The following is a 25,705-nucleotide window of genomic DNA, read 5'->3' on the forward strand; positions in this document are numbered from 1 at the left end:
ACGGCTGCGGTAAGTCTGTGCCGCGGCCATTCGTCGCCATTATGGACCCCCGTCGCCATGCCCTCCCCTCGCTTTGCCGTCTTCGTGCCGAACCTGGAGGAAGGGCCCGCGCAGCGCGCCTTGGTCGCCTTGGCGAACGGGTTGCGGCGGCGCGGCTTCGCCGTGGACGTGGTGGCGCCGATGGGCGGTGGGGCTTTGCGGGCGGGGCTGGATCCGGCGATCGGGCAGATCGACCTTGCCAAGCGGCACACGGCGACCTCGGCGCTGGCGCTGGCGCGCATCCTGGCGGAACGGCAACCGGCGGCGCTGGTCGCAGCCGGTGCCACGGCGAACGTGGTGGCGCTGGCGGCGGCGATTCTGGCGCGGCAGGGAACCCCGGTGGTGATCGCCGAGAATGGTGAGGCGGCGGGTGGGCTGGTGGACGCTCTGCGCCGGAGGCTCTACCCGCGCGCAGCGGCGATCATCGATGGATTCGACGACGGACGGCTGGGAGACGCGGTGGCGTCACTCGTGGCGCAGGGCGTCGATGGGGTTCAGCAATGAGGCGCGGCGGGCCGGGTAGAGTCCGAAGAAGACGCCGATCAGGCCGCTGACCACCACGGCCAGCACCACGGCGTCGATCTGGATCAGGGTCGGCCAGCCAGCGAGGTTGGCGACCACCATGGCCGTCCCGATGCCGACCAGCACGCCCACCCCGGCGCCGATGATCGACAGGGTGGTCGACTCGATCAGGAACTGGACGAGGATGTCGCGCCGCCGCGCGCCAATGGCGAGGCGCAGGCCGATTTCCCGTGTGCGCTCGGTCACGCTGACCAGCATGATGTTCATGATGCCGATGCCGCCGACCAGCAGCGACACCGCCGCGACCGCCGCCAGCAGGAAGGACAGCGCGCGGGACGAGGCGTCGCGGGTGGCCGCGACCTCCGACAGGTTGCGCATCCAGAAATCGTCGTCCTGGCCGGGTATCAGCCGGTGGCGCTGGCGCAGCAGGTCGCGGATCTGGGTCTGCGCCGCCTCCATGTCGGCGCCCTCGTCCATCTTGATGACCATCGAGTGGATAAAGCGCGGGTTGGACTTCGCCATGCCCGGAATGTTGCGCTTCGCCATGGACAGCGGCACGAAGATCACGTCGTCCTGGTCCTGGCCCTGGGTGTTCTGCCCCTTCTCGCTCAGCACGCCGATGACGGTCAGGGGCGTGGAGAAGACGCGCACCTGCTGGCCGACCGGATCGCCGCCGCCGAACAGGTTGCGCACCACCGTCTGGCCGAGCACGACGACCTTGGTCGCCTGGGCCACATCCTCGTCGGAGATGCCGCGCCCCTGCTCAATGGTCCATTCGCGGGCGTCCATGTAATCGGGCGTGATGCCGAACAGGACGGTGCCCCAGTTCTGGTTGCCCGCCACGATTTGCAGGCCCCAGCGCACGGACGGCGCGGCGATGCGGGCGCCGGGAATGTCGCGCGTGATGGTGACGGCGTCCTCCTCCGTCAGGGACGAGGCGGTGCCGGCGCCGAGCTTCACCCCGCCGCGCGCGATGCTGCCCTGCCCGACCATGATGAGGTTGGTGCCGAGGCTGGCGATCTGGCGCAGCACCTGATCGCGCGCACCCGCGCCCACGGCGACCATGGCGATCACCGCCGCCACGCCGATGACGATGCCCAGCATGGTCAGGGCGCTGCGCAGCGGGTTGGCGCGCAACGCTTCCAGCGCCGTGCGGACGGAGTCCAGCGGGTTCATGGAGCCGCCGCCTCCGGCTCCTGCCGGTGATCGTCCACCAGATGGCCGTCGCGGAAGATCAGGACGCGGCCGGCGAAGCGCGCCACGTCAGGCTCGTGCGTCACCAGAACGATGGTGATGCCGCCGCGGTTCAGGCGCTGGAACAGCGCCATGATCTCCAAACTCGTTGCGGTATCCAGCGCTCCGGTGGGCTCGTCGGCCAGCAGCAGGACCGGGTCGTTGACCAGCGCTCGGGCGATGGCGACGCGCTGCTGCTGGCCGCCGGAAAGCTGGGAGGGTCGGTGGTGGCCGCGCGAATCCAGCCCGACGGCGGCCAGCGCCGCGCGCGCCTTCTCGGCACGGGCGACGCGGTCCAGGCCAGCGTAGACCATGGGCAATTCGACGTTGGTCTGGGCGGACTGCCGGGGCAGCAGGTTGAAGGACTGGAAGACGAAACCGATCTTGCGGTTGCGCACCACGGCCAGTTCGTCGGCCGACAGGCGGCTGACCTCCTGCCCGTCAAGGTGGTAGCTGCCGCCGTCCGGGCGGTCGAGACAGCCCAGCAGGTTCATGAAGGTGGACTTGCCGGATCCGGACGGCCCCATGACCGCCACGAACTCGCCCCGCCGCACCTCCGTGGACACGCCGTCGAGCGCGCGGACGGTGTGCGGACCCATGGTGTAGGCGCGCACGAGGTTGCGCACGGCGATCAGCGCGGGCGCGCCCTCCGTCGAGGCGGTGTGGTCGAGGCAGGGAGCGTCAGAAGCCAAGGCGCGGCCCCTTGCGGGCGTCGGCGCGGTCCGGCAGGGCCACGCCGGTGATGACGTCCTGGCCGGCGGCGAGGTCGCCCGAGACCACCTCCGTAAAGCTGCCGTCGCTGATACCCAGGCTGACCGGCACGCCGACCGGGGCGCCCTGCGCGCCGGGAACCCAGACGGTGCGTGCGGTCTCGGGCCTGGGCGAGGTCGGGGCCTCGACGCCGGGCGGGCGGAAGCGCAGGGCGGCGTTGGGGATCTTCACGGCGCGAGCGCGCTCGTCCACGGTGATGCTGAGGCTGGCGGTCATGCCCGGCAGCAGGCGGATGCCGGGATTCTCCACCGTGATGACGGCGATGTAGGTGACGACGTTCTGTTCCTCCTTCGGCGCCAGCCGAACCTGGGAGACGGTACCGGAAAAGAACTCGCCGGGATAGGCGGTGACCGTGAAGCGCACCGGCAGCCCCTCGCGCACGCGGCCGATGTCGGCCTCGTTGATGTTGGCGAGCACCTCCATCTGGCGAAGATCCTGGGCGATGGTGAACAGCGTCGGGGCTGACAGGCTGGCGGCCACGGTCTGGCCGATGTTGATGGCGCGGTTGACCACCACCCCGTCGATGGGCGAGCGGATGACCGACCGTTTCACGTCCACCTCGACCAGCTGGAGCGCGGCCTCGCGCTGGGCCACCTGGGCGCGGGCAACCTCCACCTGGGCGGCGGAGACCTGGAGGGAGGCCTCGGACGAGGCAAGGCCGGCTTCGGCCTGCTGCTTCTGGGCGTTGCTGGAGGCGAGCTGGGCGCGGGCGCTGCGGGCCGCCGTCTCCGCCTTTTCGAGGTCGGAGGTGGACACGACGCCGCGCCCGCGCAGGTCCTGGCGGCGGACGAGGTCGCGATCGGCGTCGCGCAGGGCCAGATCGGAGCGCATGACCTGGGCGGCGGCGTTGGCGACGTTGGCCTTGGCGTTCGCCACGTCAGCCTTTGCCTTGTCGAACTGGGCGGCCTGCTGATTCAGCGTGGCGCGGGCTGATTCCAGATCGGCCCTGGCCTGGGCGAGACGGGCGTCCAACTGGTCACCGTTCAGACGAGCGAGCACCTGCCCGGCGCCGACCTGGCTGTTAAAGTCGGCGTTCAGTTCGGCGATCTGGCCGGACAGCTGGGAGCTGACCTCGACGGTCACCACAGCGCTCAGCGTGCCGGCGGCGGTGATGGCGCTGACCAGCGGGCCCTGCTCCACGCGCGCCAGACGAAAGGCCGGCGGCGGTTCCGCGCGGGCCAGCATGAAGTAGGTCGAGAGCCCCGCCGTGCCGAGCAGGGCCGTCACCAAAATGGGAAAGAAACGCCGCCTCATCCACCGCTCTCCGCGCGCCACCGGCACGGTCATTTATACGGCAATATGGGCCTAAATGTGGGTTAGTCGGCGGGTGTTGTCACGGGGGCTGACGATTGTCCCCGCCCGCCTTACTTGGCGTTGCCGAAGACCGGGTGGACGACGCGGTCGCCGGCGCGGATGCCCAGACGCGAACTCATGCCGCCGTTGATCTCCAGGATGCCCTTCACCGGACCGGCGGAGTTGACGGCGGCCTCCGAATGCGGGACGGCGTTCTGGTGGATGTTCACGATGCGTCCGTCTGCGCCGATGAAGATCATGTCGAGCGGGATCAACGTGTTCTTCATCCAGAAGCTGGCCGGCTGCGGCCGGTCGTAGACGAACAGCATGCCGGCGTCGGGGGCCATCTTCTCGCGGAACATCAGGCCCTGCGCCTGCTGCGCCGGGGTTTCGGCCATCTCCACGTCAAAGCGGTAGCGACCGCCGGCCACCGTCTCCACCGTCAGGGACGATCGCCCGAAACTCTCCAACGCGGCGGCGGGGAACACGGTGAAGAGCACCAGAACGCCGAAAAGCACGCCCCGCAGGGTCCGTCCGATCATCGCTGCCGACCTGTGTTGGAGAAGTTGTTTCGAGAAGTTCGGGGAGGGTTTCTTGCCGTCAGCGGCGCCGTCTGTCCAGCGTCCTTACGCCGCCGGGCGGGCGGTGGCACCGGAGGCGTAGATGTTTTCCTTCACCGGGACGACCGACTTGATCTGATAGCCGGGGCGCGCGCTGAAGCGGCGGTTGGCGCGCTCGGCGGCTTCGCGGTCGGTCTCGGCCCACACCAGATAGTCGCGCCCGCGCGCCCATTCCACGGCCAGAGGATGGGTGGCGTCGATCTCCCCGATCTGGGTGTTGACGACGGTGACGACCCATTCCTTGTCGTTGGGGTTGCGCCGGTCGGTGAGGATGAGCATTTGCGGCCGGCGCCTGGCCTGCGCCTCGGTCAGGCGGCGCTGGATCTCCGACTGTTTGCGGCGCGCCTCGACCGTGTCGTTGAGCAGTTCCTCGATCTCCTTGTTGAGATTCTCCTGCTCTCGCTGGAGACGGTGCAGCGTCATTTCAATCTTGTGGATCGAATCCTTGGCGGCGCGCACGCGGGTGCGGCTTTGCGATACCTGCGCCTCGACCGACAGCAGGATGTTTCCGAGCCACGCGCCGATGGCGATGATGCCGAGGATGATCAGGAAGTTGATCATCATGACGCGGACGCCTTCGCCTGGGACGGCCTGCCCGGCTGGTTCGTGCCGGGCGTCTTCTGGAAGCTCTTCTCGAAGCCCATCTTGAAGGGGAAGGCCACCTCGACGAGCTGCTTGGCGTCCTCAAGGCTGGCGGCCCACACCTCGGCCACGTTGATGCAACGCCAGATCGGGTTGACCGCGGCGCGGTCGCCCGACGCGCGCGCGGCAGCGGACGCCTTTTCCTGGGAGACGTTAACGATGAACTTCGTCAGACCGGCCTGAGGGGTGCCGACCTCGTGCACGAACAGCGGCGACTGGTCGGCCAGCTCCGCGATGGCCTTTTCCATCTTGCGGTTGTCGCTTTCAACCCGGTGCTTGTCGGACGACAGCTGGTTGCGCCGCTGTTCCAGGCCCTTCACGCGGTCCTGCAGGTCATGCGCTTCCGAATGCAGGACGTAGATACGGTTTTCCAGCTGTTCCAGGCCGGAGGACCGCAGCATGGCGCGCGGCAGAAAGTCCTTCAGCATGAACGCCAGTGGAACCGCCACCAGCATCATCATGGCGATGGCGATCAGGAGCAGGGTCGTGTTCGACATCGTCCGGCCTTTACCCTTCCCTTCGCGCCGTGGGGCCACCGTCGTGGAGGTGCACGCGGACGGCGCGCATTGGCAAGACAGAATCGCCGATTCGCGCGGGGAGGTCAATGTATGGTCGTTGATTGACCAAAAAGCTTTCCAAATGTTATCGGCCTGAAACCGAATCCTCCATGGCCAGAGCGACAACGCGCCGCACCGCGTCGCGCACCGGCCCCGGCCGTGGAGCGTCGGCCAGCGTGGTGAACCAGTGTTCGGGCGGGTTGCGGCCGGCGGCGCGCGACCATGTCAGCGCGCGAAGCACCCGTTCGGCCTCCAGCGTCGGCGGGACGGCCGGGTCGATGCCGTTCAGGGTTGCCCACACGCCGGCCCAGCAGCGGCCGACGGACCACGGGTTGTAGCCGCCCCCGCCAACCACCAGCAGGCGCGGGGCAAGCCCCATCAGCGCGCGCACTGCGTCCCACAGCGCACCATTGGACAGTTCCAGACGGCTGAGGGGATCCTCAGCCAGGGCGTCGGAGCCGGTCTGGATCACCACCACCTGCGGCCGGAAGGCGCGGCCGAGCGGCAGGATGGCGTTTTCCAGCAGGTACGCCATCTCCGTGTCATTGAAGCCCGGCGGGACCGGCAGGTTGCGCGCCACGCCGCCGGCCCGATCCTCGGCCTTGCCGGTGAAGGGCCAGCGCCCTTCCTCGTGGACGGAGATGGTCAGCACGCGGTCGTCGTGGGCGAAGGCCTCCTCCACCCCGTCGCCGTGATGGGCGTCGAGATCGACGTAGCAGACGCGCTCGATCCCCTCGTCGAGCAGGGCCAGAATGCCCAGCACCGGCGCGTTGAAATAGCAGAAGCCGCTGGCGCGGCCGGGCCGGGCATGGTGCGTGCCGCTGGCCGGGCTGTAGACGATGCCCGCCGGCCGTTCCGCCAGGATGCGCGCGGCCAGCAGCGCCGATCCCACGGCGGTCGCCGGGCGCCGGTACATCTCCGGGAAAATCGGGTTTTCCAGCCGGCCCAGATTGTAACGCTCCCCCGTTTCCGGATCGACGCGCTGGGCTGCCTCGGCCCGGTGCAAGGCGTCGATGTAGTCGGGCGTGTGGAAGCGCGCCAACTCCTGCGGCGAGGCCATCGGGCTGTCGATGTAGACCTCGTCCGGCAGCCAGCCCATGGCGCGGCTGAGGTCGATGGCGGTCGAGACGCGGGGGATGGCGAGCGGATGCTTCGGGCCGTAGCTGGAGCCCCGGTAGATCTCGCTGCCGATGAAGAGCGGTGGTATGGACATGGGATGCTGAGGTGGCGTGAACAGGCCAATCCGTCAACGCCCCCTTGCCGTGACCCTGCACAGCCCTTTTTCATAATCGGGCCCCTTTTTCATAATCGGGGTAAGCGGGAGGCGGCGGGATGATCGGAAGCCGGCAGTTCGCGGGGATGGTCGTGCTGATGCTGGCGCTGGCCCAAGGAATGGGGGCACCGGCGCTGGCGGAAACGCCGGTCGATCTGGAATTGGTGCTGGCCGTCGATGTTTCCGGCAGCGTCGATCCGGAGGAAGCGCAGTTGCAACGGGAGGGTTATGTCGGCGCCCTCATGAATCCCAAGGTGCAGGCGGCCATCCGTGGCGGTCCCTTCGGACGCATCGCGGCGACCTATGTGGAATGGGCGGGTGACAGCTACCAGCACATGGTGGTCGGCTGGACCGTGTTGCAGGATGGCGCGAGCCTCGAATCCTTCGCCTCGGCCATCGCCGAATCGCCCACCATGACCGCGCAGTGGACCGCGATCGGCGCGGCCATCGACTACAGCGCGCGGCTGTTCGACGGCAACGGCTATGAGGGAACGCGGCGGGTCATCGACGTGTCGGGCGATGGCGTGAACAACCGGGGGCGCCCGGTGGAGTGGGCGCGGGATCAAGCGGTGGCGGCGGGGATCACCATCAACGGGCTGCCGATCCTGAACGACCGCCCGAACCCCTGGGGCGGCGCGCCGCCGCTGGACCTGGACCGCTATTATCGCGACAACGTCATCGGCGGTCCGGGAGCCTTCCTGGTGCCGGCGGTCAACTTCGAGGCGTTCGCCGACGCCATTCTGGCGAAGCTGCTGCTGGAAATCTCCGGCCGGCAGCCGGACACGGATGTCGCCGCCCGCTGAGGCTTGCGAGGCATGCGTCAAGTTGCCATAGTCCCAGAACATCACTGGGGGGAGCCGGCGGTCGGCTGAGAGGTCTCTGTTGGGAGACGACCCCTGGAACCTGATCCGGATCATGCCGGCGAAGGGATCAGTGAGTCGCCCATGAACGCGCCCCTACGGCCTGAGACCATCCATGCTCCCCTGTCGGTGACGGTGACCGGCGCCCGCCTGACCTATGGCGGGGTCGCGCTGTTCTCCGACCTGACGCTGCACATCGAGGCGGGCGTGACGACGTGCCTGCTGGGGCCGAGCGGCGTGGGCAAGACGACGCTGCTGCGCATGGTCGCGGGCCTTGCGGAGCCGGAGCCGCCCACCTCCATCCTTTCCGGGGACGGTGCGCCACTTCGTGGGCGGATCGCCTACATGGCGCAGCAGGATTTGCTGCTGCCCTGGCTGACCGTGCTGGACAACGTGCTGCTGGGCGCGCGGATGCGGGGCGAGCGGCGGACTCCGGCGCTGGTGGAGCGCGCCCGCGCGCTGCTGGAGCGGGTGGGCCTCGCCGGGCGGGAGAAGGACCGGCCAGCCACGCTGTCCGGCGGGCAGAGGCAGCGCGTCGCCATCGCCCGCACGCTGATGGAGGACAAGCCGCTGGTCCTGATGGATGAGCCGTTCTCGGCGCTGGACGCGCTGACGCGCCTTCGTTTGCAGGACGTGGCGGCCGACGCGCTGGCCGGGCGCACGGTGCTGATGGTGACGCACGACCCGCTGGAGGCCCTGCGGATCGGGCATCGCGTGCATGTGATGACGGGCCGGCCGGCGACGGTCGGGCCGGCGCTGGAACCGCCCGGCCTGCCGCCGCGCGCGGTGGACGATCCGGCCCTGCTGGCGCTCCAGGCCGAGCTGCTGCGGAGGCTGGCGGGATGAGGATCCTCCGCGCGCTGATCACCCTGGCCGTGCTTCTGGGCGTCTGGCAGGCCATCGTCCTGCTGACCGGGGTGCCGCGCTACATCCTGCCGGCGCCGCTGGCGGTGGCCGACGCGCTGCAACGGCAGGCGCCGCTGCTGATTCAGCACGGCACGACGACGCTGATCGAGATTCTGCTGGGCTTGGGGCTGGGCGTCGCGCTGGGTAGCGTCAGCGCCCTGACGCTGGCCAGCTTCCGGACGGCGCGGCGGTGGCTGATGCCGGTTCTGGTGGTCAGCCAGGCGATCCCGGTCTTCGCGCTGGCGCCGCTGCTGGTGCTTTGGCTCGGCTACGGCATGGCGTCGAAGATCGCCATGGCGACGCTGATCATCTATTTCCCCGTCACCACCGCCCTGTTCGACGGGCTGCGCCGGACGGAGGCGGGGTGGCTGGATCTGGCGCGCACCATGGGGGCGTCGCGCCGGTCGGTGCTGTGGCACATCCGCCTGCCGGCGGCCTTGCCCGCCTTTGGGTCCGGCGTGCGCGTGGCGGCGGCGGTGGCGCCCATCGGCGCGGTGATCGGGGAGTGGGTCGGCTCCTCCTCCGGGCTTGGCTACCTGATGCTGCACGCCAACGCGCGGATGCAGATCGACCTGTTGTTCGCGGCGCTCGCCGTGCTGGGCGTCTTCGCGGTGACGCTGTACGCCGCCGTGGACGCGCTGATCCGCTGGGCGCTGCCCTGGCAACCCGATTCGCACCCCGCTCAGGAAAAGGACTGATTCGGATGAAGCGCACTCTCGCGGTGGCGGCGCTGGCCGCCGGGCTGCTGACGGCCCTTCCGGCCGCCGCCCAGGACAAGCTGTCCGTCCTGCTGGACTGGTTCGTGAACCCGGACCACGCGCCGCTGGTGGTGGCGCAGGAAAAGGGCTTCTTCAAGGAGGCCGGGCTGGACGTGACGCTGACCGCCCCCGCCGACCCGAACGACCCGCCGAAGCTGGTCGCCGCCGGTCAGGCGGACCTCGCCATCTCCTACCAGCCCCAGTTGCAGATTCAGGTTGGCGAAGGGCTGCCGCTGGTGCGCATCGGCACGCTGGTGTCCACGCCGCTGAACTCCGTCGTCGCGCTGCGCGACGGGCCGGTGAAGTCGGTCAAGGATCTGAAGGGCCGCAAGGTCGGCTTCTCGGTCGGCGGGTTCGAGGACGCGCTGCTCGGCGCCATGCTGGAAAAGCACGGGCTGACGCTGAAGGACGTGGAACTGGTGAACGTCAACTTCTCGCTGTCGCCGGCCCTGTTGTCCGGTCAGGTGGACGCGGTCATCGGTGCCTTCCGGAACTTCGAGCTGAACCAACTGGACATCGAGAAGAAGCCCGGCATCGCCTTCTACCCCGAGGAGGAGGGCGTGCCCGCCTATGACGAGCTGATCGTCGTGGCGCACCAGACCAAGGCCGCCGACCCGCGCATCAAGCGTTTCCTGGAGGCGGTGGAGCGCGCCACCTTCTACATCCTGAACCATCCGGAGGAGGCGCACGCCGCCTTCATCAACGGCCGGCCGGAGCTGAACGACGAGCTGAACCGCCGCGCCTGGGCGGCCACCCTGCCCCGATTCTCGCACAGCCCGGCGGCGCTGGACACCGTCCGCTATGCCCGCTTCGCCGAGTTCCTGAAGGCGCGCGGGCTGATCCAGAAGGTCGAACCGGTCGAGCGCTACGCCGTGGTGGTGAAGTAAAGACCCTCCGTTGCCATTTGACCCCGTCGGGCGTTACCTATGGTGACGCCCGCTCCGGGGCCGATTACTGCGAGCGAACCCATGCCGATCAAGACCATTCTGCTGCATATGGCCAACGACGACCGGCACTCCGCCCGGCTAGAGGTCGCCGTTGGCCTCGCCCAGCGCTTTGGCGCCTATGTGGAGGTGCTGTACGTCGCCACCCCGGTGTCGATGCCGGCGGCGGTGACCGGGCGCGGCGCCTCCTACGGCTACATCGCCGAGGCGACGGCCATCGCGCACGAGAAGGCGACCCAGGTGGAGCACGAGGTTCGGCAGGCGCTGAAGGACTGTTCCTATTCCTGGTCGGTGGTCGAGGGCGACCATGTGGAGCTGCTGGCGAAGCGCGCCACCTACGCCGACCTCGCCATCGTCACGCAGAGCCACGGCGGCACCGAGAGCGAGCGGGTGCTGCTGCACGTGCCCGACCAGCTGCCGCTGGAAACGCCCTGCCCCACGCTGGTGCTGCCGCACGACTTCCCGGCGGACGGCTCCATCGGGCGGCATGCGGTGATCGCCTGGAAGAATACGCGGGAGGCCGGGCGCGCCGTCCGCAACGCGCTGCCCTTCCTGAAGGCGGCGGAGAAGGTTACCGTGCTGACCATCGACGCGCCGGGCCACACGCTGGACAGCGGGCGCGACCTGATGATCTGGCTGGAACGCCACGGCGTGCGCAGCCATCATCAGGCCAACATCCATCAGGGCAACGACGTGGGCGAGGTGATCCTGAGCTGCGCCCGCGATTCGGCGGCCGACCTGCTGGTCATGGGCGCCTACGGCCATTCCCGTCTCCGCGAATTGGTGCTGGGCGGCGCCACGCGGACCGTGCTGACCCACCTCAACATGCCCGCGCTGATGTCGCACTGAACCGGTCAGGGCGCCGCCTTCGTCAGGTGACGGGCGGCGTCGGCGCATCGGTCGCGCAGGAAATGCTGGGGCGGGGTGAGCGCCGACACAGTGGATTGAACCAGACCTGTGCCGGCGCCGAGCGCCCCCCGTCAGCCGGCCTTGGCGGTGGCAGAGGCCTGCCAGAGGTTGATGCCGCCTTCCACCGCGTGGGTGTCGATGGCAGCCAGCTCCTCCGGCGAGAAGGCGGTGTTCTTTAGCGCGTCGAGCGAGTTGTCCAACTGCTCCACATTGCGGGCACCGATCAGGGCGGAGGTGATGCGCGGGTCGCGCAGAACCCAGGCAATGGCCATCTGCGCCAGCGTCTGCCCCCGCGCCTGCGCGATGGCGTCCAGCGCGCGGACGCGCTCCAGATTCTCCGCCGACAGGAAATGCGCGCGCAGGGTTCCGCCCTTGGCGGCGCGGGCGTCGTTCGGTTGGCCGCTCAGGTATTTGGAGGTCAGCAGGCCCTGGGCCAGTGGCGAGAAGGCGATGCAGCCGATGCCCAGATCCTCCAACGTGTCGAGCAGACCGCCTTCGATCCAGCGGTTCAGCATGGAGTAGGAGGGCTGGTGGATCAGGCAGGGCGTGCCGAGGCCCTTCAGGATCGCCGCCGCCCGCCGCGTCTCCTCGGCGGAGTAGGAGGAAATGCCGACGTAGAGCGCCTTGCCCTGGCGCACGGCGTGGTTCAGCGCGCCCATGGTCTCCTCCAGCGGCGTGCGCGGATCGACCCGGTGCGAATAGAAAATGTCCACATAGTCGAGCCCCATGCGCTTGAGGCTCTGGTCCAGGCTGGCGGTCAGGTACTTGCGCGACCCCCAACTGCCATAGGGGCCGGGCCACATGTCGTAGCCGGCCTTGGTCGAAACGACGATCTCATCCCGGTAGGGGCGGAAGTCGGTCGCCAGGATGCGGCCGAAATTCTCCTCCGCCGAGCCCGGCGGCGGGCCGTAGTTGTTGGCGAGGTCGAAATGCGTCACGCCCCGGTCGAAGGCGCGGCGCAGCACGGCGCGCCCGGTTTCGAACACGTCCGTCCCGCCGAAATTCTGCCACAGCCCGAGCGAGATCGCCGGAAGGTCGAGCCCGCTCCGCCCGCTGCGGCGGAAGGCGGCCTGTTCGTAACGGGCGGGAGCGGCGATGTAGGGTGACGTCATGATCGAAATCCCGAATGAAAAGAAACGGATGACAACGACAGATGGGAGCGGCGGGAAGTTTCTGCCGGCCCAATCGTTCGTGCTATTATAATTGAGGCGGCTTCGGCGCCAATGCTGCCATTGATCGGCTTGATCGCCAAGGCAGTGTGGGAGCGCCGCTCATCGCCCGGTCTCCCGTCGTTGCCGCTGGCCGTTTCGTGCAGATGCTCATAGTCTATTAAATCTATATGCTAAGCATACGTTAAACCGTACCGTCCGCGCGAAAACTGTATTTTGAGCGGCGCTCGCCCGTGCAGGCGCATTCCAGATGACGATGGCGAGGTGAAAGCAGCTTCGTTTGCGGTACGCTGCAATTGGCGTCGGGCTGCAACATGGGAGCCTTCACGGCCGGGCGCGGCACGCCGTATGGTCTCGCCAGGGCTCCGGTGGTCAAGGCAAGCAGACTTGGGCGGACCTCCGGGGCCTGCGCGAGGTGATGACGCTGTTCAACCCTGCACCCGTGACATGATGCGGAGGTGTGCATGAGCGTTCCGACGACCGCCCTTCCCGCCGGCGAGGCCATCTCCATCCTGGGCCAAGGCACATGGTACATGGGCGAGGATGACCGCGAGCGGGCGCGGGAGTCCGATGCGCTGCGCCTCGGCCTCGACCTCGGCATGACGCTGATCGACACGGCGGAAATGTACGCCGACGGCGGAGCCGAAGAGGTCGTCGCAGACGCCATCGAGGGACGCCGGGACGAGGTGTTCCTGGTCAGCAAGGTGTTGCCCTCCAACGCCTCGCGCCAGGGAACCATTGAGGCGTGCGAGCGCAGCCTCCGCCGCATGCGCACGGACCGGATCGACCTCTACCTGCTGCACTGGCGTGGTTCGCACCCTTTTGCCGAGACGGTGGAAGGGTTCGAGGCGCTGATGCGCGACGGCAAGATCCGCCATTGGGGCGTCAGCAATCTCGATCTGGCGGCCATGAAGGACCTCATGAAGGTGCCGGGCGGCGGGGCGGTGCAGGCCAACCAACTGCTCTACAACCTGACGCGCAGGGGCATCGAGTTCGCGTTTAAGCCATGGTGCCTTCGCCAGGGCATTCCGATCATGGCCTATTCGCCCATCGAGCGGGGGCGCATGCTGCGCGATGCCCGCCTGCGCGCCGTGGCGGAACGGCATGGGGCGACGCCCGCCCAGGTGGCGTTGGCATGGCTGCTGCGGCAGAAGGGAGTCATCGCCATTCCCAAGGCGTCCAACCCGGCGCATGTGCGGGAGAACCGCGCGGCGTTGGATCTGCGTCTCGACGAGCATGATCTCGCCACCCTCGACAGCGCCTTCCCGCCGCCGCGCATGCCACGGCCGCTGGAGATGCTGTAGGCATGCCGGCCCTGGCCAGTATGGTTATGGCCGGTGAGATCATGGCCGGTGGGGTATCGTCGCGGGCGGAATTCGGGTAACGATGGCAGACCCGCCGCACACGCCCTGACCGGAATGACCATGCCCGACAGCTCCGCGATCAGCCTTCACGCCTCGGCCTGCCCGCACGATTGCCCGTCCACCTGCGCGCTGGAGGTGGAGGTCGTCGGCAGCGCCCGTATCGGCCGGATCCGGGGATCGGCGGACAACAGCTACACGGCCGGCGTGATCTGCGCGAAGGTCGCCCGCTATGCCGAGCGCGTCCACCATCCGGACCGGCTGACCCGGCCGTTGCGCCGCACCGGTCCGAAGGGCTCCGGCCAGTTCGAGCCGATCTCCTGGGACGACGCGCTGGACATTGTGGCCGAGCGCTTCCTGGAGGCGGAGCGGCGGTTCGGGACCGAGACGGTGTGGCCCTACCAGTACGCCGGCACCATGGGGCTCGTGCAGCGCGACGGCATCAACCGGCTGCGCCACGCCAAGCGCTGGTCGGGCTTCTTCTCGTCCATCTGCACCAACCCGGCCTGGGCTGGCTGGCTGGCCGGCGCCGGGCGGCTGGCCGGGGCCGACCCGCGCGAGATGGCGAAGTCGGACCTCGTGATCATCTGGGGCACCAACCCGGTCTCCACACAGGTCAACGTGATGACCCACGCCGTGCGCGCCCGCAAGGAGCGCGGGGCCAAGATCGCCGTGGTGGACGTCTATCGCACACCGACCATGGAGCAGGCGGATATCCCGCTGCTGATCCGGCCGGGCACGGACGGGGCGCTGGCCTGCGCGGTGATGCATGTGCTGTTTCGCGACGGTCTGGCCGACCGCGCCTACCTCGCCAGCTACGGCGACGACCCGGCTGCGCTGGAGGCTCACCTCGCCGAGCGGACGCCGGAATGGGCGGAGGCGATCACCGGCCTGCCGGCAAGCGAGATCGAGGAGTTCGCCCGGCTGGTCGGTCGGACGAAACGCTCCTTCTTCCGGCTCGGTTACGGATTCAGCCGCTCGCGCAACGGGGCGGCGAACATGCACGCGGCCTCCTGCATCCCGGTGGTCTCCGGCGCGTGGCAGGTGGAGGGCGGCGGGGCGTTCCACACCAACGGCGCCATCTTTCATTGGGACAAGACGCTGATCGAGGGGCTGGATCTGCGCGATCCCACCGTGCGCATGCTGGACCAATCGCGTATCGGCCCGATTCTGGAGGGTGATGCGGATGCGCTGGCCGGTGGGCCGCCGGTAACCGCCATGCTGATCCAGAACACCAACCCGGTCACCGTGGCGCCCGACCAGACCCGCGTGCGCCGGGGCTTCGCCCGCGACGACCTGTTCGTCTGCGTGCACGAGCAGTTCATGACCGAGACGGTGCGCATGGCCGACATCGTGCTACCCGCCACCATGTTCCTGGAGCATGACGACCTCTATCAGGCGGGCGGCAACCAGCACATCCTGCTCGGCCCGGCGCTGATCGATCCGCCCGGCGAGTGCCGCCCCAACCATTTCGTCATCGGCGCGCTCGCCAAACGGTTGGGTGTAGACGACCATCCCGGCTTCAACATGACCGCGCGGGAACTGATCGACGCAACCCTGCAACGCTCCGGCTGGGGCACGCTGGAGGAATTGGAGGCGGCGCGGTTCCGCGACGTGCAGCCGGATTTCGAGACCGCGCATTACGTGAAGGGCTTCGGTTGGCCGGACGGGAAGTTCCGTCTGAAGCCGGAATGGCCGAAGGTGCCCTACCCCGCTCCCTCGACCTTCGGCCCGGTCGAGGCCATGCCCGGCCTGCCCGACCATTGGACGGTGATCGAGGAAGCGGACGACGAGCATCCCTTCCGTCTGGTCACGGCACCCGCCCGCAACTTCCTGAACACCAGCTTCACGGAGACGCCGACCTCCCGCACGCGGGAAAGCCGGCCTTCGCTGCTGATCCACCCGGACGACGCGGCGGCGCTGGGCATCGCCGAGGGCGACCGGGTGGAGGTGGCGAACGGGCGCGGTTCGGTCTTCCTGCACGCGCGCCGGTTCGACGGCGTGCGGCGCGGGGTGGTGATCGCCGAATCCGTCTGGCCGAACGCGGCCCACGACGGCGGCCGCGGCATTAACACGCTGACCGGCGCGGACGCGGTCGCCCCGTTCGGAGGCGCCGCGTTCCACGACAACCGCGTGCGGGTTTGTAAGTCCGCTCAGTGAAGCGGCCCGCCGTCCAGGGTAATGCGGTGCAGGACCCGGCGGTGACCGGCGTAGTTGTTCAGCGCCAAGTGCCAAGTGGAGCGGTTGTCCCAATAGGCCAGCGTGCCGGGTTGCCATTGCAGGCGGGCGATGAACTCCGGCCGGACCGCCTGGGCGTAGAGATAGTCCAACAGCGGCTTGGACTCCGCCTCGGTCCAACCGTCGAAGCGCAGGGTGAAGTTCGGGTTGACGTAGAGCGCCTTGCGGCCGTTTTCCGGGTGGGTGATGACCACCGGGTGCAGGGCGTCTTGGGTGGCGAGGTCTGGGTTCAGCAGGCGGCCCTTCAGGTCGGGGTCGGTCACCGCCTTACTGGTGTAGCCGAAGACGTGGCGGCTGGAGTGGATGGCCTTCAGCCCCTCCAGCGTCGCCTTCAGCCCGTCGGACAGGGAATCATAGACCGCGTACATGCTGGAGAACAGCGTGTCGCCGCCGACCGGGGGCAGTTCGCGGGCGTACAGCAGCGAGCCCTTGGCCGGCAGCTGGTCGTAGCTGTGGTCGGTGTGCCAGAGCCCGCCGATGTTGATCGTCTGCTCCGGCTCCTTGCGGACCTCGGCGATTTCCGGATAGCCGTCCACCGGCTTGAAGAAGCGGTTGACGTTGATCTCCCCCAGCTGGCGGGCCAGCGCGATGTGCTGTTCCGGCGTCAGGTTTTGCCCCCGGAAGACCAGAAGCCCGAAGTCCGCGACGGCGCGGTTCAGCTCCTCGACCAGCGGAGAGGACAGCGGCTTGGACAGATCGACGCCGGCGATCTCCGCACCGGTGAAAGGCGAAATCCGCGTCAGGTCGAATTGCGAATAGCTCATAATGCTTGTTCCTCAGGTCAGGCGCCGGCGACGACGTCCAAGAAAAGGGAGGGGTCGAAATACTGGTCGGCGTGCAGCGGGTCCTTGAAGGCGCCGACCTGCACGTTGAAATCGGTGACGCGGTCGAGCTGCCGGGCAACGCTGCCGTCCTTGATCCGCGCCGCCCACTCGGCGGCGGTGTACCAAGCGGCCAGCTTGTACTGGCGATGCAGTTCCTCGACCGGGAAGTCGGGCCACTTATCCTTCAGGCCGGCGATGGCCTCGTCCGGCTTGGTCGCCAGCAGGTCGTTGGCGGCAATCCAGGCGCGGATGAAGCGCTTCAGGACGTCCTTGTTGCCGGCGTAAAAGTCGTTGCGCGCCGACCAGCCGTTCAGGATCGAGGAATCGGCCACCTGAGCGCCATCGATCAGCTTGATTGAGGCCGGGGCCCCCTTGCCGATCACCGTGTCGAACGGCGCCCAGGTCGCCACCGCCGGAACCGCGCCCGACACGAAGGAGGTGACGGCGTTCGCCATCGGCTGGTGCACGATGTCCGCGTCGGTGACGGAGTTCAGCCCGGCCGCATCGAACGCCCGGTGCAGGAAGAAATGGGCGGTGGTGCCGCGCGTGGTCGCGATCTTGCGGCCCTTCAGGTCGGTCACTGACTTAATGCCGGCCTCCGGATTCACCCAGATCTGGGCGGTGGCGATCTCTACCGCATTGATCAGAAAGGCCTTGCCCTGCCCGCGCGCCGGGAAGTTGGAGATGACCGCACCCGTGGTCACCAGATCCAGGCTGCCGCCGACGAGCGCCTGATAGGCCTCCAGCCCGCTGACGAACTGAATGGTCTCGACCTCCAGATTCTGCGCCTTGAAGGCGCTGATCCGTTCCGCCACCCAGAGGTGGGAGTCGGAGGCGAGGCCGTGCAGATAGCCGATGCGCAGCTTGGCGGTCGGGCCGGCCGGTGCGGCGAACACGGTCGGCGCCACAGACAGGCCACCGGCGGCGAGCACTGTGACGGCGGCGGATTTCAGGAAATGCCTGCGTTGAATCATGGTGAGGGTCCGTCCATTCGGGGCGGTGGGAGGGGGATCAGCTTTGCGATGCGAGGGAGAGGCGGGACTGCGCCGCGTACTCCTCCATGACCAACTCGGTCAGCTCGCCCTTCAGGCGGGCGAACTCCTCGTTGGCGAGGTGATGGTGGGTGCGTGGGAAGGGGAACGGCACGTCGATGACCGCCTTGATCCGGCCCGGCCGCGCGGAGATCACGACGACGCGGGAGGCGAGATACAGCGCCTCCTCCACCGCGTGGGTGATCAGCAGGCCGGTGGTCCCCTCCCGCTCCAGCACTTGCAGAAGCAGATCCTGCATGGCGAGGCGGGTCTGGGCGTCGAGCGCGCCGAAGGGCTCGTCCATCAACAAAACGCGCGGACGCACGGCGTAGGCGCGGGCCAGCGCCACGCGCTGCTTCATGCCGCCGGACAGGGCCTTTGGAAACGCCTTGCGGAAGTCGCGCAGGCCCATCAGGTCCAGGTAGCGTTCGACAATCTCGGCGCGTTCGGCCTCGGACACGCGGTTGGCGGACAGCTCCAGGCCGAAGCCGATGTTCTGTTCCACCGTCAGCCAGGGGAAGATCCCGTATTCCTGAAAGATCACGCCGCGTTCCGGGCCGGGTGCGCCGATGGGCTGTCCGTCCAGCGTGACACGCCCCGTGGTGGGCTGGAGCAGCCCGGCGGCCAGCTTCAGCAAGGTGGTCTTGCCGCAGCCGGACGGGCCGACCACCGCGACGAATTCCCCCTTGTTGATGGTCAGGGACACGTTGCCGAGGGCCGTAATCGGCCCGTCCGGCGTGTCGTAGGCGACCGAAACGCCGTCGAAGACGAGGCTGGAGGGCACGGTCATGACGGCACCCGCTCCTGCCAGGAGAGCAGCCGCCGGGACAGGCGGCGCAGGGCGTGGTCCATCGACAGAGCGGTCAGCCCGATCATGATGATGCCGACATAGATCACGTCCAGCTGGAAGAAGGAGGCGGCCATCTGAATCATGGCGCCCAAGCCCGCCTGCGCGGCCACCAGCTCCGCCGCGACCAGCGTCGCCCAGGTGACGCCCAGCGCCACGCGCAACGCGGTCAGGATGTGCGGCAGGGCGTAGGGCAGGACCAGCTTGCGGAAGATCTCGCTCTGGTTAGCGCCCAGCGTGCGGGCGACGTGGCCGTAGATCGGCGGCATCTGCGCGATGCCCTCGTACAGCACGATCACGGCGGCGAAGAAGGCCGAGAAGGACAGGACGAAGACCTTCGCCGCCTCCCCGATGCCCAGATAGACGATGACCAGCGGCACCAGCGCGATGGGCGGCAGAGCGCGGAAGAAGTTGATCAGCGGATCGAGCGTCAGCCGCGCGGTCGCATAGCGGCCGAGCGCGAAGCCCACGGGAATGGCGATCGCGGTGCCGATGGCGACCCCGGCCAGCACGCGGCCCGTGGAGGCCAGGATGTGGCGCGGCAATTCACCATCCAGCAGGCGCGCCCAGGCCGTCGCGGCGATGTCTTGCGGCAGCGGTAGCAGGCCGGGGCTGACCAGCCCGAAGCCGCGGATCGCGTACCAGACGGCGACGATCGTCAGCCAGGGCAGAAGACGCAGGCCCCAGTTGGCCAGTCGGGCCTTGGCGTACGGAGACATGGGTTGAGAGCGGCGCAGTCTCAAAGGGGCTTCACCGTCAATGGGGGGAGCCGTGGACATGGGAATCACCGTCCAAATGCGTCACACGTGGATAACTCTATAAACCTATATACATTGTCGTTTTAAGAAAAATAATTCATTTTTTCAGTGTTAAATTTGAGCACGAGGCAGGTTGCGCTTTGGAAAGGGAACGATCATGACCAAAATGGGGTCTTGCGGCACGGGGTGCGCCGCAGCAACGCTGACCACCGGATGGAGGGTGCTCACACAGCCGGCGGCATCTCGGTGGCGTCGTCGCAGACGTAAAGATCAGCACTCCATATCCGGTCGAACGGCAGATTCAGGCGGGTGTTCGTGCGGCTGACCGATTCCGCATCGGGCGCTTCGTAGAGGCAGATCATCCGCCGCCGGTCGAGCGCCAGCCAACTCACCAGGAACTCAACCCGGTTCAGGCTGAGGCACCATGCGCCGCGATCCTCAACGGACTGCACGTCATCGAGCCGAACGGGTTCCTGGAAGGAACGCTCAACCAAGACAAGCGTGCGCTCCGAACCTTCGGAGCGGCTGGACAGGACTTGCGCGTCGGCGCGTGGTCCGTGCGCCGTCGCCGACCAGACCCGATCGGCCGGCGGTGCGTCGATCTTCTGGGCCGCGGTGCGCACGGACTCCGCGTCCGGCGCGTCGAACACGCAGCAGATGCGCAGCCCGTCCCTGGAAAGAAGGTGACGCTTCGCCCCGATCCCATGCGCCTGAAGGCACCAGCGATTCCGCCGGTCGATGTTCAGGATCTGCTCGCCGCTGACCGGGCTTTGGAACGTCCGCTCGAAGATTACGATCGCCATACCGCCCCCCTCCCCGTGTTCAGCCTGTGACGTCCGCGTTGATGTCCGATGCGTGCGGGGCCAGCGTTTCGGCCTCGCTCCGCGCGTGGTGCGACAGGTTGCGCGCCATCAGCCGGCGCAGTGCCTCGCTATGCTCCCGCCTTGCGGTCTCATCCCCCACGGCCTCGGCGATGCGCGCGAGCGCGGCGTGGGCGCAGGCCATCTCGCTCGGCAGGTCGAGCAGCACCGCCAGCCGCAACGCCTCCTGCGCGCGGTCGCGGGCGCGGACATGCTGGCCGGCGCGCCGGTCCAGATCGGCGGCGAAAATCAGGGTGCAGGCCAGCCGGTGCTTGGCGTCGGCCACCGTGAGCGCGTCCAGCGCCGCGTTCAGGTCGCCGTCAGCCCCCGCATCGCCACGGGCGCGGCGGCACAGGGCGCTGAGCGCGCGGGCGTAGGGAGCCTCGCTGCCGTCGTGGCGCAGCCGGTCGGCAAGGTCGATCAGTTCGGCGCACAATGCCTCCGCCCGGTCGATGCTGCCCTCGCGGATTTCCATGGCGACCATGTGCTCCAGCGCCATGAACTCGGCGGCCCGCTCGCCATCGCGTCGCGCCGCCGCGCGGGCTTGGGCGAACAGGGTGGCGGCCTCGTGCGTCGCCCCCTGGTGCAGACGCAGCATGCCGAGTGCGTCGGCGATGGCGTTCGGCTCTATGCCCTGCCGCTGGGCCAGCGCGCGGGCCTCCAGCGCGAAGGCCTCGGCCTGCCCCAGGTCGCGTTCCAGCAGGGTCAGGCAGCGCGCCGCCTCGGCCAGCGCGACGACCCGTACCTTCTCGTCGGCCGAGCGGCTGACCAGTTCCGCGCGCAATGTGTCGCGCTCGGCCTGCGACCACAGGCCCCCCTCCCAGCGAAGGTGGCTCAGCATGTGGAAACCGAGGCGGGCGTGATGCAGGCAGCCGTGGTCGAGCGCGCGTTCGGACAGCTCCTCGATCTGCCGCACGGTCTCCGCCGGGGCCAGCGGCCGGCTCGCCATCAGCTGGATGTACTGGAGTTCGAGCATGAAGCGTGTCCGCTCCGGTTCGCGCAGCCGTTCGGCGTGGCGCATGCCGCGACGGGCGAACACCTCCGCCTCGGCCCCCGCGAGAAGGCGCAGGCAGTGCCGCCCGGCGGTAAGACAGGCCTGCGCGGCGAGCGCCCCGTCACCGCCAAGTGCCGCGTGATGGGCGATCTCGGCCGCAACGGCGTCGTCGGTGGGCTCCGTCTCTTGGAGCATGCGGGCGATCTTCAGGTGCATCAGGCGCCGCCGGGGCTCGGACAGGCCCGTGTAAACGGCGCGATGGATGAGGTCGTGGCGGAAGGCGTAGCCGCCCGTCTCCCCGCCGTCCTCGGCCTCCTGAAGCAGCGCGTGGCGTTCCAGCGTGTCCAGGGCCGCCATGAAGCCGGTCAGGTCCATCGCGATCAGTTTGCCGAGCCGGTCGATGGAAACGCCCGGTCCGAGAATGGCCGCCCAGCGCAGCACGTCCGCCGCGGGTTCCGGCAGGCGTTCGATGCGGTCGCGGACGAGACCCCGCAAGGTGCGCGGCACGCCGTCGGCGCCTTCGGCCAGCGCGCGGGCCATCTCCTGCGCCAGCAGCGGGTTGCCGCCGCTCTCGATGACGACCCGCTGCGCATCGATGTCCGACGCGACGGAGCGGGCGAGCGCGGCGATCTCCTCCTGCGGCATCGGTCCGAGCGCGACCTCGGTCAGCAGCCGGTCATGACGGAGGCTGCGCAGCACGCCGAGCACGGGCGGGTTGTCGGGCAGTTCGCCCTCGCGGGCGGTCAGCACCACCATGACCGGCGCCCGGCGGAGCGCGCGGACGACATGATGCAGCAGCGCCGCCGATGCCTCGTCGAGCCAGTGGATGTCCTCCAGCACCAGCAGCAAGGGCGGGCGCCGCCGTGCGCGCTCCGCAACCGTTTCGACCACCGCCGCGAACAGCCGCTCGCGCGCCACCACCACGTCGGTGTGGCGGCCCAGATCCGGCACGCTGCCTCCAACGGCGGCTTCCACGGCCGGCAATCCGTCGAGCGCCTCGATCCAGGGGCCGAAGGGTTGGTCCCGTTCGACCTCATAGGCGTGCCCAAGCAGAACGGCGCCGGTCCGGGAGGCGGCCGTGCGGGCCAGCGTGAGAGTCAGCGCGCTCTTCCCCAGCCCCGGTTCTCCTTTCAGCAGGATCACCCGCGCGCCGCCAACGCCCTCCACCTCGCCGAGCGCGGCGAGCAGGCGACGCATCTCCGACCGCCGCCCAATCAGGCCGGCGCCATTGGCGGGCGCGCATGGGGCCGGTGCGCACGGGGCCACGGGAGGTTCCCTCGGCAAGTCCGGCTGGGGGGCCGACTTCTGCGGGGAACCACCCTTCAGGGCGCGCCACGCGGCGGTCAGGGCGGCGCTGCCGAGGCCAGCCTCGCGCAGGATGCGCTGGCCGGCCTCGTACTGCTGCTCGGCCTCGCCGCGACGGTCGGCGGCGCCGAGCAGGCGGAGCAGACTGATCCTGGCGGCTTCGTCGTAGGGATGCTCGCGCACCAGCGTGCGGGCGAACGGCAGGGCGTCCTCCGGCTGGCCGTTCAGCCGCTCGACCAAGGCCGCAAGAATCTGCGCCTGGAGGCGGCGGGCGTCCTCGCGCTCAGCCACGCACCAGGCTTGGTAATCGTGCAGATCCGGCAGGTCCTGGCCTTCCAGCAGTTCGCCACGGAAGGCCCCCGCCAAGGAGCGAAGCCGGTCGGTGTCCAGCAACTCCACACCGCCGGCCAGCGCGCGGCGCACGGACAGGATGTCGATGTCGGCACCCGCCGCATCGAAACCGACCAGCTCCCGGTCGGCGCGGATGCGCGGCCGGTCGGGCTCATCGACCAGGGTGCGGAGCTTGCTGAGGCTCCAGCGCAGGGCACCGCGCGGATCGTCGGGGATTTCCCACAGCAGGGAGCACAGCCGCTCCCGCCGGTGCGGCCGACCGGTCAGCGCGAGATAGGCAAGCAACGCGCGTGTCTTCTTGGACGGCGGAAGGGAAAGGCGTTCGCCTTCACGCAGCACGTCGATCTCACCCAAGAGACGGATGGCCAGCATGGCCGCCTCCGCTCATCGTCGGGATCAGCTCCGGGCCCGATCATTCAGGCTAATCATTCGCACTTCAACAGAGCATTCGATGGGGCATACCCCGTTCGCCTCATCCGCGCTTCAACGCACATTCGACGGTGCTTCACACGGGCGTTCCAACTCTGGTCCGGCATGATCCCCGGAAAGCCAAACCAGAGGAAACCAGCCATGAACACCGCAAGGACGATCGCCACTGTCAAATTCACCTTTTCCTATTGGACGCTGGGCCAAGCCATGGTCGCGGCAATGCGGCGGCGGCGCGCTGAACGCGCGGAACTCGCGTGCATGACCGACTATCAGCTGCGCGACATCGGCCTGTCCCGTGGCGAAGCCCAAGCCATCGCCGCCGGCCTTTACACGCCCGATGCTCCGTCCACACCAGCCCTTAAGGCCGCCATGGCGTGGCTGCGGACGTGGTACGAGCACCGCAAGGCCATGCGCGCGCTGATGGCACTGGACGACCACCAACTGAAGGACATGGGCATCCACCGCAGCGGGATCACGGACGCCGTTCGCTGCGGCGACGACCGGACGCCGGTCACCGCGACCGGGTAGCGGACGCGGCCGGCACCGGCGGCGTGGCGATGAAGCCCCGCAACTCCTCCAGGAAGCGGGCGAAGGCCTGCTCGCCCTGGAGGAGGACGTGGTTCGCGCTGTCCAGTTCCACGTACCGCGCACCGCCGATGCCGGCCGCGAAAGCCACTCCCTCGGTCACCGGGGCGACCTTGTCCTGGCGCGCGTGAATGACCAGCGTCGGCACCCTTACCTGGGGCAGCAGGTCCGACACGTCGATGTCGGCAAAGGCGTGCTGGAGGCGATAGGCGTTCGCGGGCGAGATGGTCCGCAGTTGCAGTTCGTTGAACCAGTCCATCTGTTCCCGGCTGGCGCCGGGGATGAAAGTCGTGGTGAAAAGCTCGCGGAATATCGGATGGTCACGCCCCCACCCCTCCCGCATCAGGACGCTCAGCGCCTCGCGCGTGGCGATCTCGCGGGGGTTTCCGCGTTTGCGCCAGCCCCGCACGTAGCCGCCGTACAGAACCAGATGGGTGATGCGCTCCGGATGCCGCACGGCGTAGGCCACGGACACGGCGCAGCTTTGCGAAAGTCCGAGCAGGACGAAGCGGTCGAGACCGGCCGCATCCACCACCTTTTCCAGATCGTCGATCATCGCTTCGAACGACACGTCCTCGGCCGCCCAGTCGGACAGGCCGCAACAGCGCTCGTCATAGCGGATCAGCGTGTTGCGCTGGGAAAGACCGTCGATCCAATGCCGCCAGACCGGGCTTTCCCAATCAAACTCCAGGTGGGACATCCAGTGCGCCGCCCGGACGATGGGAGGTCCCCGGCCGGACACGGCGTAGGCGATGCGCGCCCCGTCCCGTGCCCGGCAGAAGCGGATTTCCTGCGTCCGAACCGGTGCCTCCGGCGCTGGTGCCGAGTGGGCCGGCGCTGACGCCACGACGCTGGCGCGTGCTGCCGAGGCCAACTCCTCCGCCGCGCGGGTCAGGGTGGAATCGTCGGGGCCGAGTTCCCGCAACGTGTGGGCGTAGGGCAGCGCCCGTTCCGGTTCGTCACGCAGGCGTTGGACCAGCACCCGCAGGATCTTCATGCGCAAAATCTCCAGACGGTCGGCGTGGGCCACGCGCCACGCCTCGAAATCGGGACAGCGCGGCAGGTAGAGATCCTCCAGAAAGGCGCCACGGAAGGCGGCGGCGGCACGTTCCAACGCACCGGTATCCACATTCGCCAGGGCGTCCGCGTTGAGGCCGGACAGCTTTCGACAATCGAGTTCTATGTCGTCGGTGCGAAGCAGGACGGTGTCCCGGCGCGCCTCGATGGGGTCGGCGTCGCCATGCTTCAGCACCTGCCGGATCTTGGACAGGCTCCAGCGCAGTGAGCCGCGCGGGTCGTCCGGCACTTCCCAGAACATCTCGCACAGACGCTCGCGGCGTTGCGGACGACCCTGGACGGCGAGGTAGGCCAGCAAAGCGCGGGTCTTGCGCGACGGCGGCAGCGAAACGGCCTGACCTTCCCGGACAACGCGCAACGGGCCCAGGACGCCGACCTCAAGGCGTTGGTTCATGGTGCCCTCCGTTCTCCGACGCCTCGTTACAACGGTGCGGGCCCGAACATACCACTCCCCTTCAAACGCTCGCACACACGAATGCTGGGTACACAAGCATTCGTGACGGCGAAGCACAACGCTTCGGCCAAAAAAGCCAAACACCAGAAAGCTTT

At 68.6% G+C, this 25,705-nt stretch carries 25 protein-coding genes, 1 pseudogene and 1 riboswitch; of the genes and pseudogenes, 11 read left to right on the forward strand and 15 right to left on the reverse strand.

Annotation, left to right across the window (positions count from 1 at the left end; genetic code table 11):
- Window positions 1–57 precede the first annotated feature (57 nt).
- Window positions 58–543: a glycosyltransferase gene (locus J2852_RS19220; protein ID WP_209878487.1), complete on the forward strand. Its 486-nt coding sequence runs from the start codon at window positions 58–60 to the stop codon at window positions 541–543.
- Here J2852_RS19220 and J2852_RS19225 read toward each other — a convergent pair.
- The 6 genes from J2852_RS19225 to J2852_RS19250 all read right to left on the reverse strand — a co-directional run bounded on the left by J2852_RS19225 (window position 505) and on the right by J2852_RS19250 (window position 5,617).
- Complete coding sequence (locus tag J2852_RS19225; protein WP_209878489.1) at window positions 505–1,737, reverse strand: ABC transporter permease; 1,233 nt, start codon at window positions 1,735–1,737, stop codon at window positions 505–507. The genes J2852_RS19220 and J2852_RS19225 overlap by 39 nt on opposite strands.
- Entirely contained in the window at window positions 1,734–2,486 is a 753-nt protein-coding gene (locus J2852_RS19230; RefSeq protein WP_246499838.1) for an ABC transporter ATP-binding protein, read from the reverse strand. Before J2852_RS19230 ends, J2852_RS19225 begins: the two co-directional genes overlap by 4 nt.
- A complete protein-coding gene (locus J2852_RS19235; protein ID WP_209878492.1) occupies window positions 2,476–3,819 on the reverse strand; it encodes an efflux RND transporter periplasmic adaptor subunit in 1,344 nt (447 codons plus the stop codon). Before J2852_RS19235 ends, J2852_RS19230 begins: the two co-directional genes overlap by 11 nt.
- Before the next feature lie 110 nt (window positions 3,820–3,929).
- Window positions 3,930–4,400, reverse strand: a complete 471-nt coding sequence (locus tag J2852_RS19240; protein ID WP_209878494.1) for a DUF192 domain-containing protein — start codon at window positions 4,398–4,400, stop codon at window positions 3,930–3,932.
- 84 nt (window positions 4,401–4,484) lie between these two features.
- Entirely contained in the window at window positions 4,485–5,042 is a 558-nt protein-coding gene (locus J2852_RS19245) for a hypothetical protein (protein ID WP_209878496.1), read from the reverse strand.
- Complete coding sequence (locus J2852_RS19250) at window positions 5,039–5,617, reverse strand: hypothetical protein (protein WP_209878498.1); 579 nt, start codon at window positions 5,615–5,617, stop codon at window positions 5,039–5,041. The genes J2852_RS19245 and J2852_RS19250 overlap by 4 nt, the downstream gene beginning before the upstream one ends.
- Here J2852_RS19250 and J2852_RS19255 point away from each other — a divergent pair.
- Entirely contained in the window at window positions 5,607–5,774 is a 168-nt protein-coding gene (locus J2852_RS19255; protein ID WP_209878500.1) for a hypothetical protein, read from the forward strand. The two genes, J2852_RS19250 and J2852_RS19255, sit on opposite strands and share 11 nt — an antisense overlap.
- Here the strand turns inward: J2852_RS19255 and J2852_RS19260 are convergent.
- Complete coding sequence (locus tag J2852_RS19260) at window positions 5,763–6,890, reverse strand: acetoin utilization protein AcuC (protein ID WP_209878502.1); 1,128 nt, start codon at window positions 6,888–6,890, stop codon at window positions 5,763–5,765. The genes J2852_RS19255 and J2852_RS19260 overlap by 12 nt on opposite strands.
- A gap of 119 nt (window positions 6,891–7,009) precedes the next feature.
- On the opposite strand from J2852_RS19260, the gene J2852_RS19265 reads away from it, so the two are divergent.
- The 5 genes from J2852_RS19265 to J2852_RS19285 all read left to right on the forward strand — a co-directional run bounded on the left by J2852_RS19265 (window position 7,010) and on the right by J2852_RS19285 (window position 11,267).
- Entirely contained in the window at window positions 7,010–7,753 is a 744-nt protein-coding gene (locus tag J2852_RS19265; RefSeq protein WP_209878504.1) for a DUF1194 domain-containing protein, read from the forward strand.
- A gap of 37 nt (window positions 7,754–7,790) precedes the next feature.
- Window positions 7,791–7,898: riboswitch (TPP riboswitch) on the forward strand.
- Complete coding sequence (locus tag J2852_RS19270) at window positions 7,895–8,656, forward strand: ABC transporter ATP-binding protein (RefSeq protein ID WP_209878506.1); 762 nt, start codon at window positions 7,895–7,897, stop codon at window positions 8,654–8,656. It overlaps the preceding riboswitch by 4 nt.
- Window positions 8,653–9,414: an ABC transporter permease gene (locus J2852_RS19275; RefSeq protein ID WP_209878508.1), complete on the forward strand. Its 762-nt coding sequence runs from the start codon at window positions 8,653–8,655 to the stop codon at window positions 9,412–9,414. The genes J2852_RS19270 and J2852_RS19275 overlap by 4 nt, the downstream gene beginning before the upstream one ends.
- Window positions 9,415–9,419: 5 nt before the next feature.
- The gene (locus J2852_RS19280) at window positions 9,420–10,361 is read left to right on the forward strand and encodes an ABC transporter substrate-binding protein (RefSeq protein ID WP_209878510.1); all 942 of its coding nucleotides are present in this window, start codon (window positions 9,420–9,422) and stop codon (window positions 10,359–10,361) included.
- Window positions 10,362–10,442: 81 nt separating this feature from the next.
- Window positions 10,443–11,267, forward strand: coding sequence for a universal stress protein (locus J2852_RS19285; RefSeq protein ID WP_209878512.1), 825 nt, complete (start codon window positions 10,443–10,445; stop codon window positions 11,265–11,267).
- Between the two features lie 131 nt (window positions 11,268–11,398).
- Here J2852_RS19285 and mgrA read toward each other — a convergent pair whose 3' ends face one another.
- A complete protein-coding gene (gene mgrA, locus J2852_RS19290; RefSeq protein ID WP_209878514.1) occupies window positions 11,399–12,439 on the reverse strand; it encodes an L-glyceraldehyde 3-phosphate reductase in 1,041 nt (346 codons plus the stop codon).
- Between the two features lie 341 nt (window positions 12,440–12,780).
- Here mgrA and J2852_RS19295 point away from each other — a divergent pair.
- From J2852_RS19295 to J2852_RS19305, 3 genes and pseudogenes are all read left to right on the forward strand, one after another.
- Window positions 12,781–12,915 (forward strand): annotated as a pseudogene (locus tag J2852_RS19295) (hypothetical protein); the annotation flags it as partial.
- 45 nt (window positions 12,916–12,960) lie between these two features.
- Complete coding sequence (locus tag J2852_RS19300) at window positions 12,961–13,800, forward strand: aldo/keto reductase (protein ID WP_209878517.1); 840 nt, start codon at window positions 12,961–12,963, stop codon at window positions 13,798–13,800.
- Window positions 13,801–13,920: 120 nt separating this feature from the next.
- Window positions 13,921–16,017, forward strand: coding sequence for a molybdopterin-containing oxidoreductase family protein (locus J2852_RS19305; protein ID WP_209878518.1), 2,097 nt, complete (start codon window positions 13,921–13,923; stop codon window positions 16,015–16,017).
- Here the strand turns inward: J2852_RS19305 and J2852_RS19310 are convergent.
- The 6 genes from J2852_RS19310 to J2852_RS19335 form a co-directional block, all read right to left on the reverse strand.
- Window positions 16,011–16,859, reverse strand: coding sequence for a TauD/TfdA dioxygenase family protein (locus tag J2852_RS19310; RefSeq protein WP_209878521.1), 849 nt, complete (start codon window positions 16,857–16,859; stop codon window positions 16,011–16,013). The two genes, J2852_RS19305 and J2852_RS19310, sit on opposite strands and share 7 nt — an antisense overlap.
- Before the next feature lie 17 nt (window positions 16,860–16,876).
- Complete coding sequence (locus J2852_RS19315; RefSeq protein WP_209878523.1) at window positions 16,877–17,893, reverse strand: ABC transporter substrate-binding protein; 1,017 nt, start codon at window positions 17,891–17,893, stop codon at window positions 16,877–16,879.
- 37 nt (window positions 17,894–17,930) lie between these two features.
- Entirely contained in the window at window positions 17,931–18,740 is an 810-nt protein-coding gene (locus tag J2852_RS19320) for an ABC transporter ATP-binding protein (protein ID WP_209878525.1), read from the reverse strand.
- Complete coding sequence (locus J2852_RS19325) at window positions 18,737–19,516, reverse strand: ABC transporter permease (RefSeq protein WP_209878527.1); 780 nt, start codon at window positions 19,514–19,516, stop codon at window positions 18,737–18,739. The genes J2852_RS19320 and J2852_RS19325 overlap by 4 nt, the downstream gene beginning before the upstream one ends.
- A gap of 263 nt (window positions 19,517–19,779) precedes the next feature.
- Window positions 19,780–20,358 (reverse strand): nickel-binding protein, encoded by a 579-nt coding sequence (locus J2852_RS19330; protein ID WP_209878529.1) that lies wholly within the window; start codon window positions 20,356–20,358, stop codon window positions 19,780–19,782.
- Between the two features lie 19 nt (window positions 20,359–20,377).
- Window positions 20,378–23,437: an ATP-binding protein gene (locus J2852_RS19335; RefSeq protein ID WP_209878531.1), complete on the reverse strand. Its 3,060-nt coding sequence runs from the start codon at window positions 23,435–23,437 to the stop codon at window positions 20,378–20,380.
- A 198-nt stretch (window positions 23,438–23,635) separates the two neighbouring features.
- Between J2852_RS19335 and J2852_RS19340 the strand changes: the two genes are divergently transcribed.
- The gene (locus tag J2852_RS19340; RefSeq protein WP_209878533.1) at window positions 23,636–24,022 is read left to right on the forward strand and encodes a YjiS-like domain-containing protein; all 387 of its coding nucleotides are present in this window, start codon (window positions 23,636–23,638) and stop codon (window positions 24,020–24,022) included.
- On the opposite strand, the gene J2852_RS19345 is transcribed toward J2852_RS19340, so the two are convergent.
- Window positions 24,006–25,550: a bifunctional AfsR/SARP family transcriptional regulator/alpha/beta hydrolase gene (locus tag J2852_RS19345; RefSeq protein ID WP_209878535.1), complete on the reverse strand. Its 1,545-nt coding sequence runs from the start codon at window positions 25,548–25,550 to the stop codon at window positions 24,006–24,008. The genes J2852_RS19340 and J2852_RS19345 overlap by 17 nt on opposite strands.
- Window positions 25,551–25,705: the final 155 nt, after the last annotated feature.

The sequence above is a fragment of the Azospirillum soli genome (assembly GCF_017876165.1).
Lineage (GTDB): Bacteria > Pseudomonadota > Alphaproteobacteria > Azospirillales > Azospirillaceae > Azospirillum > Azospirillum soli.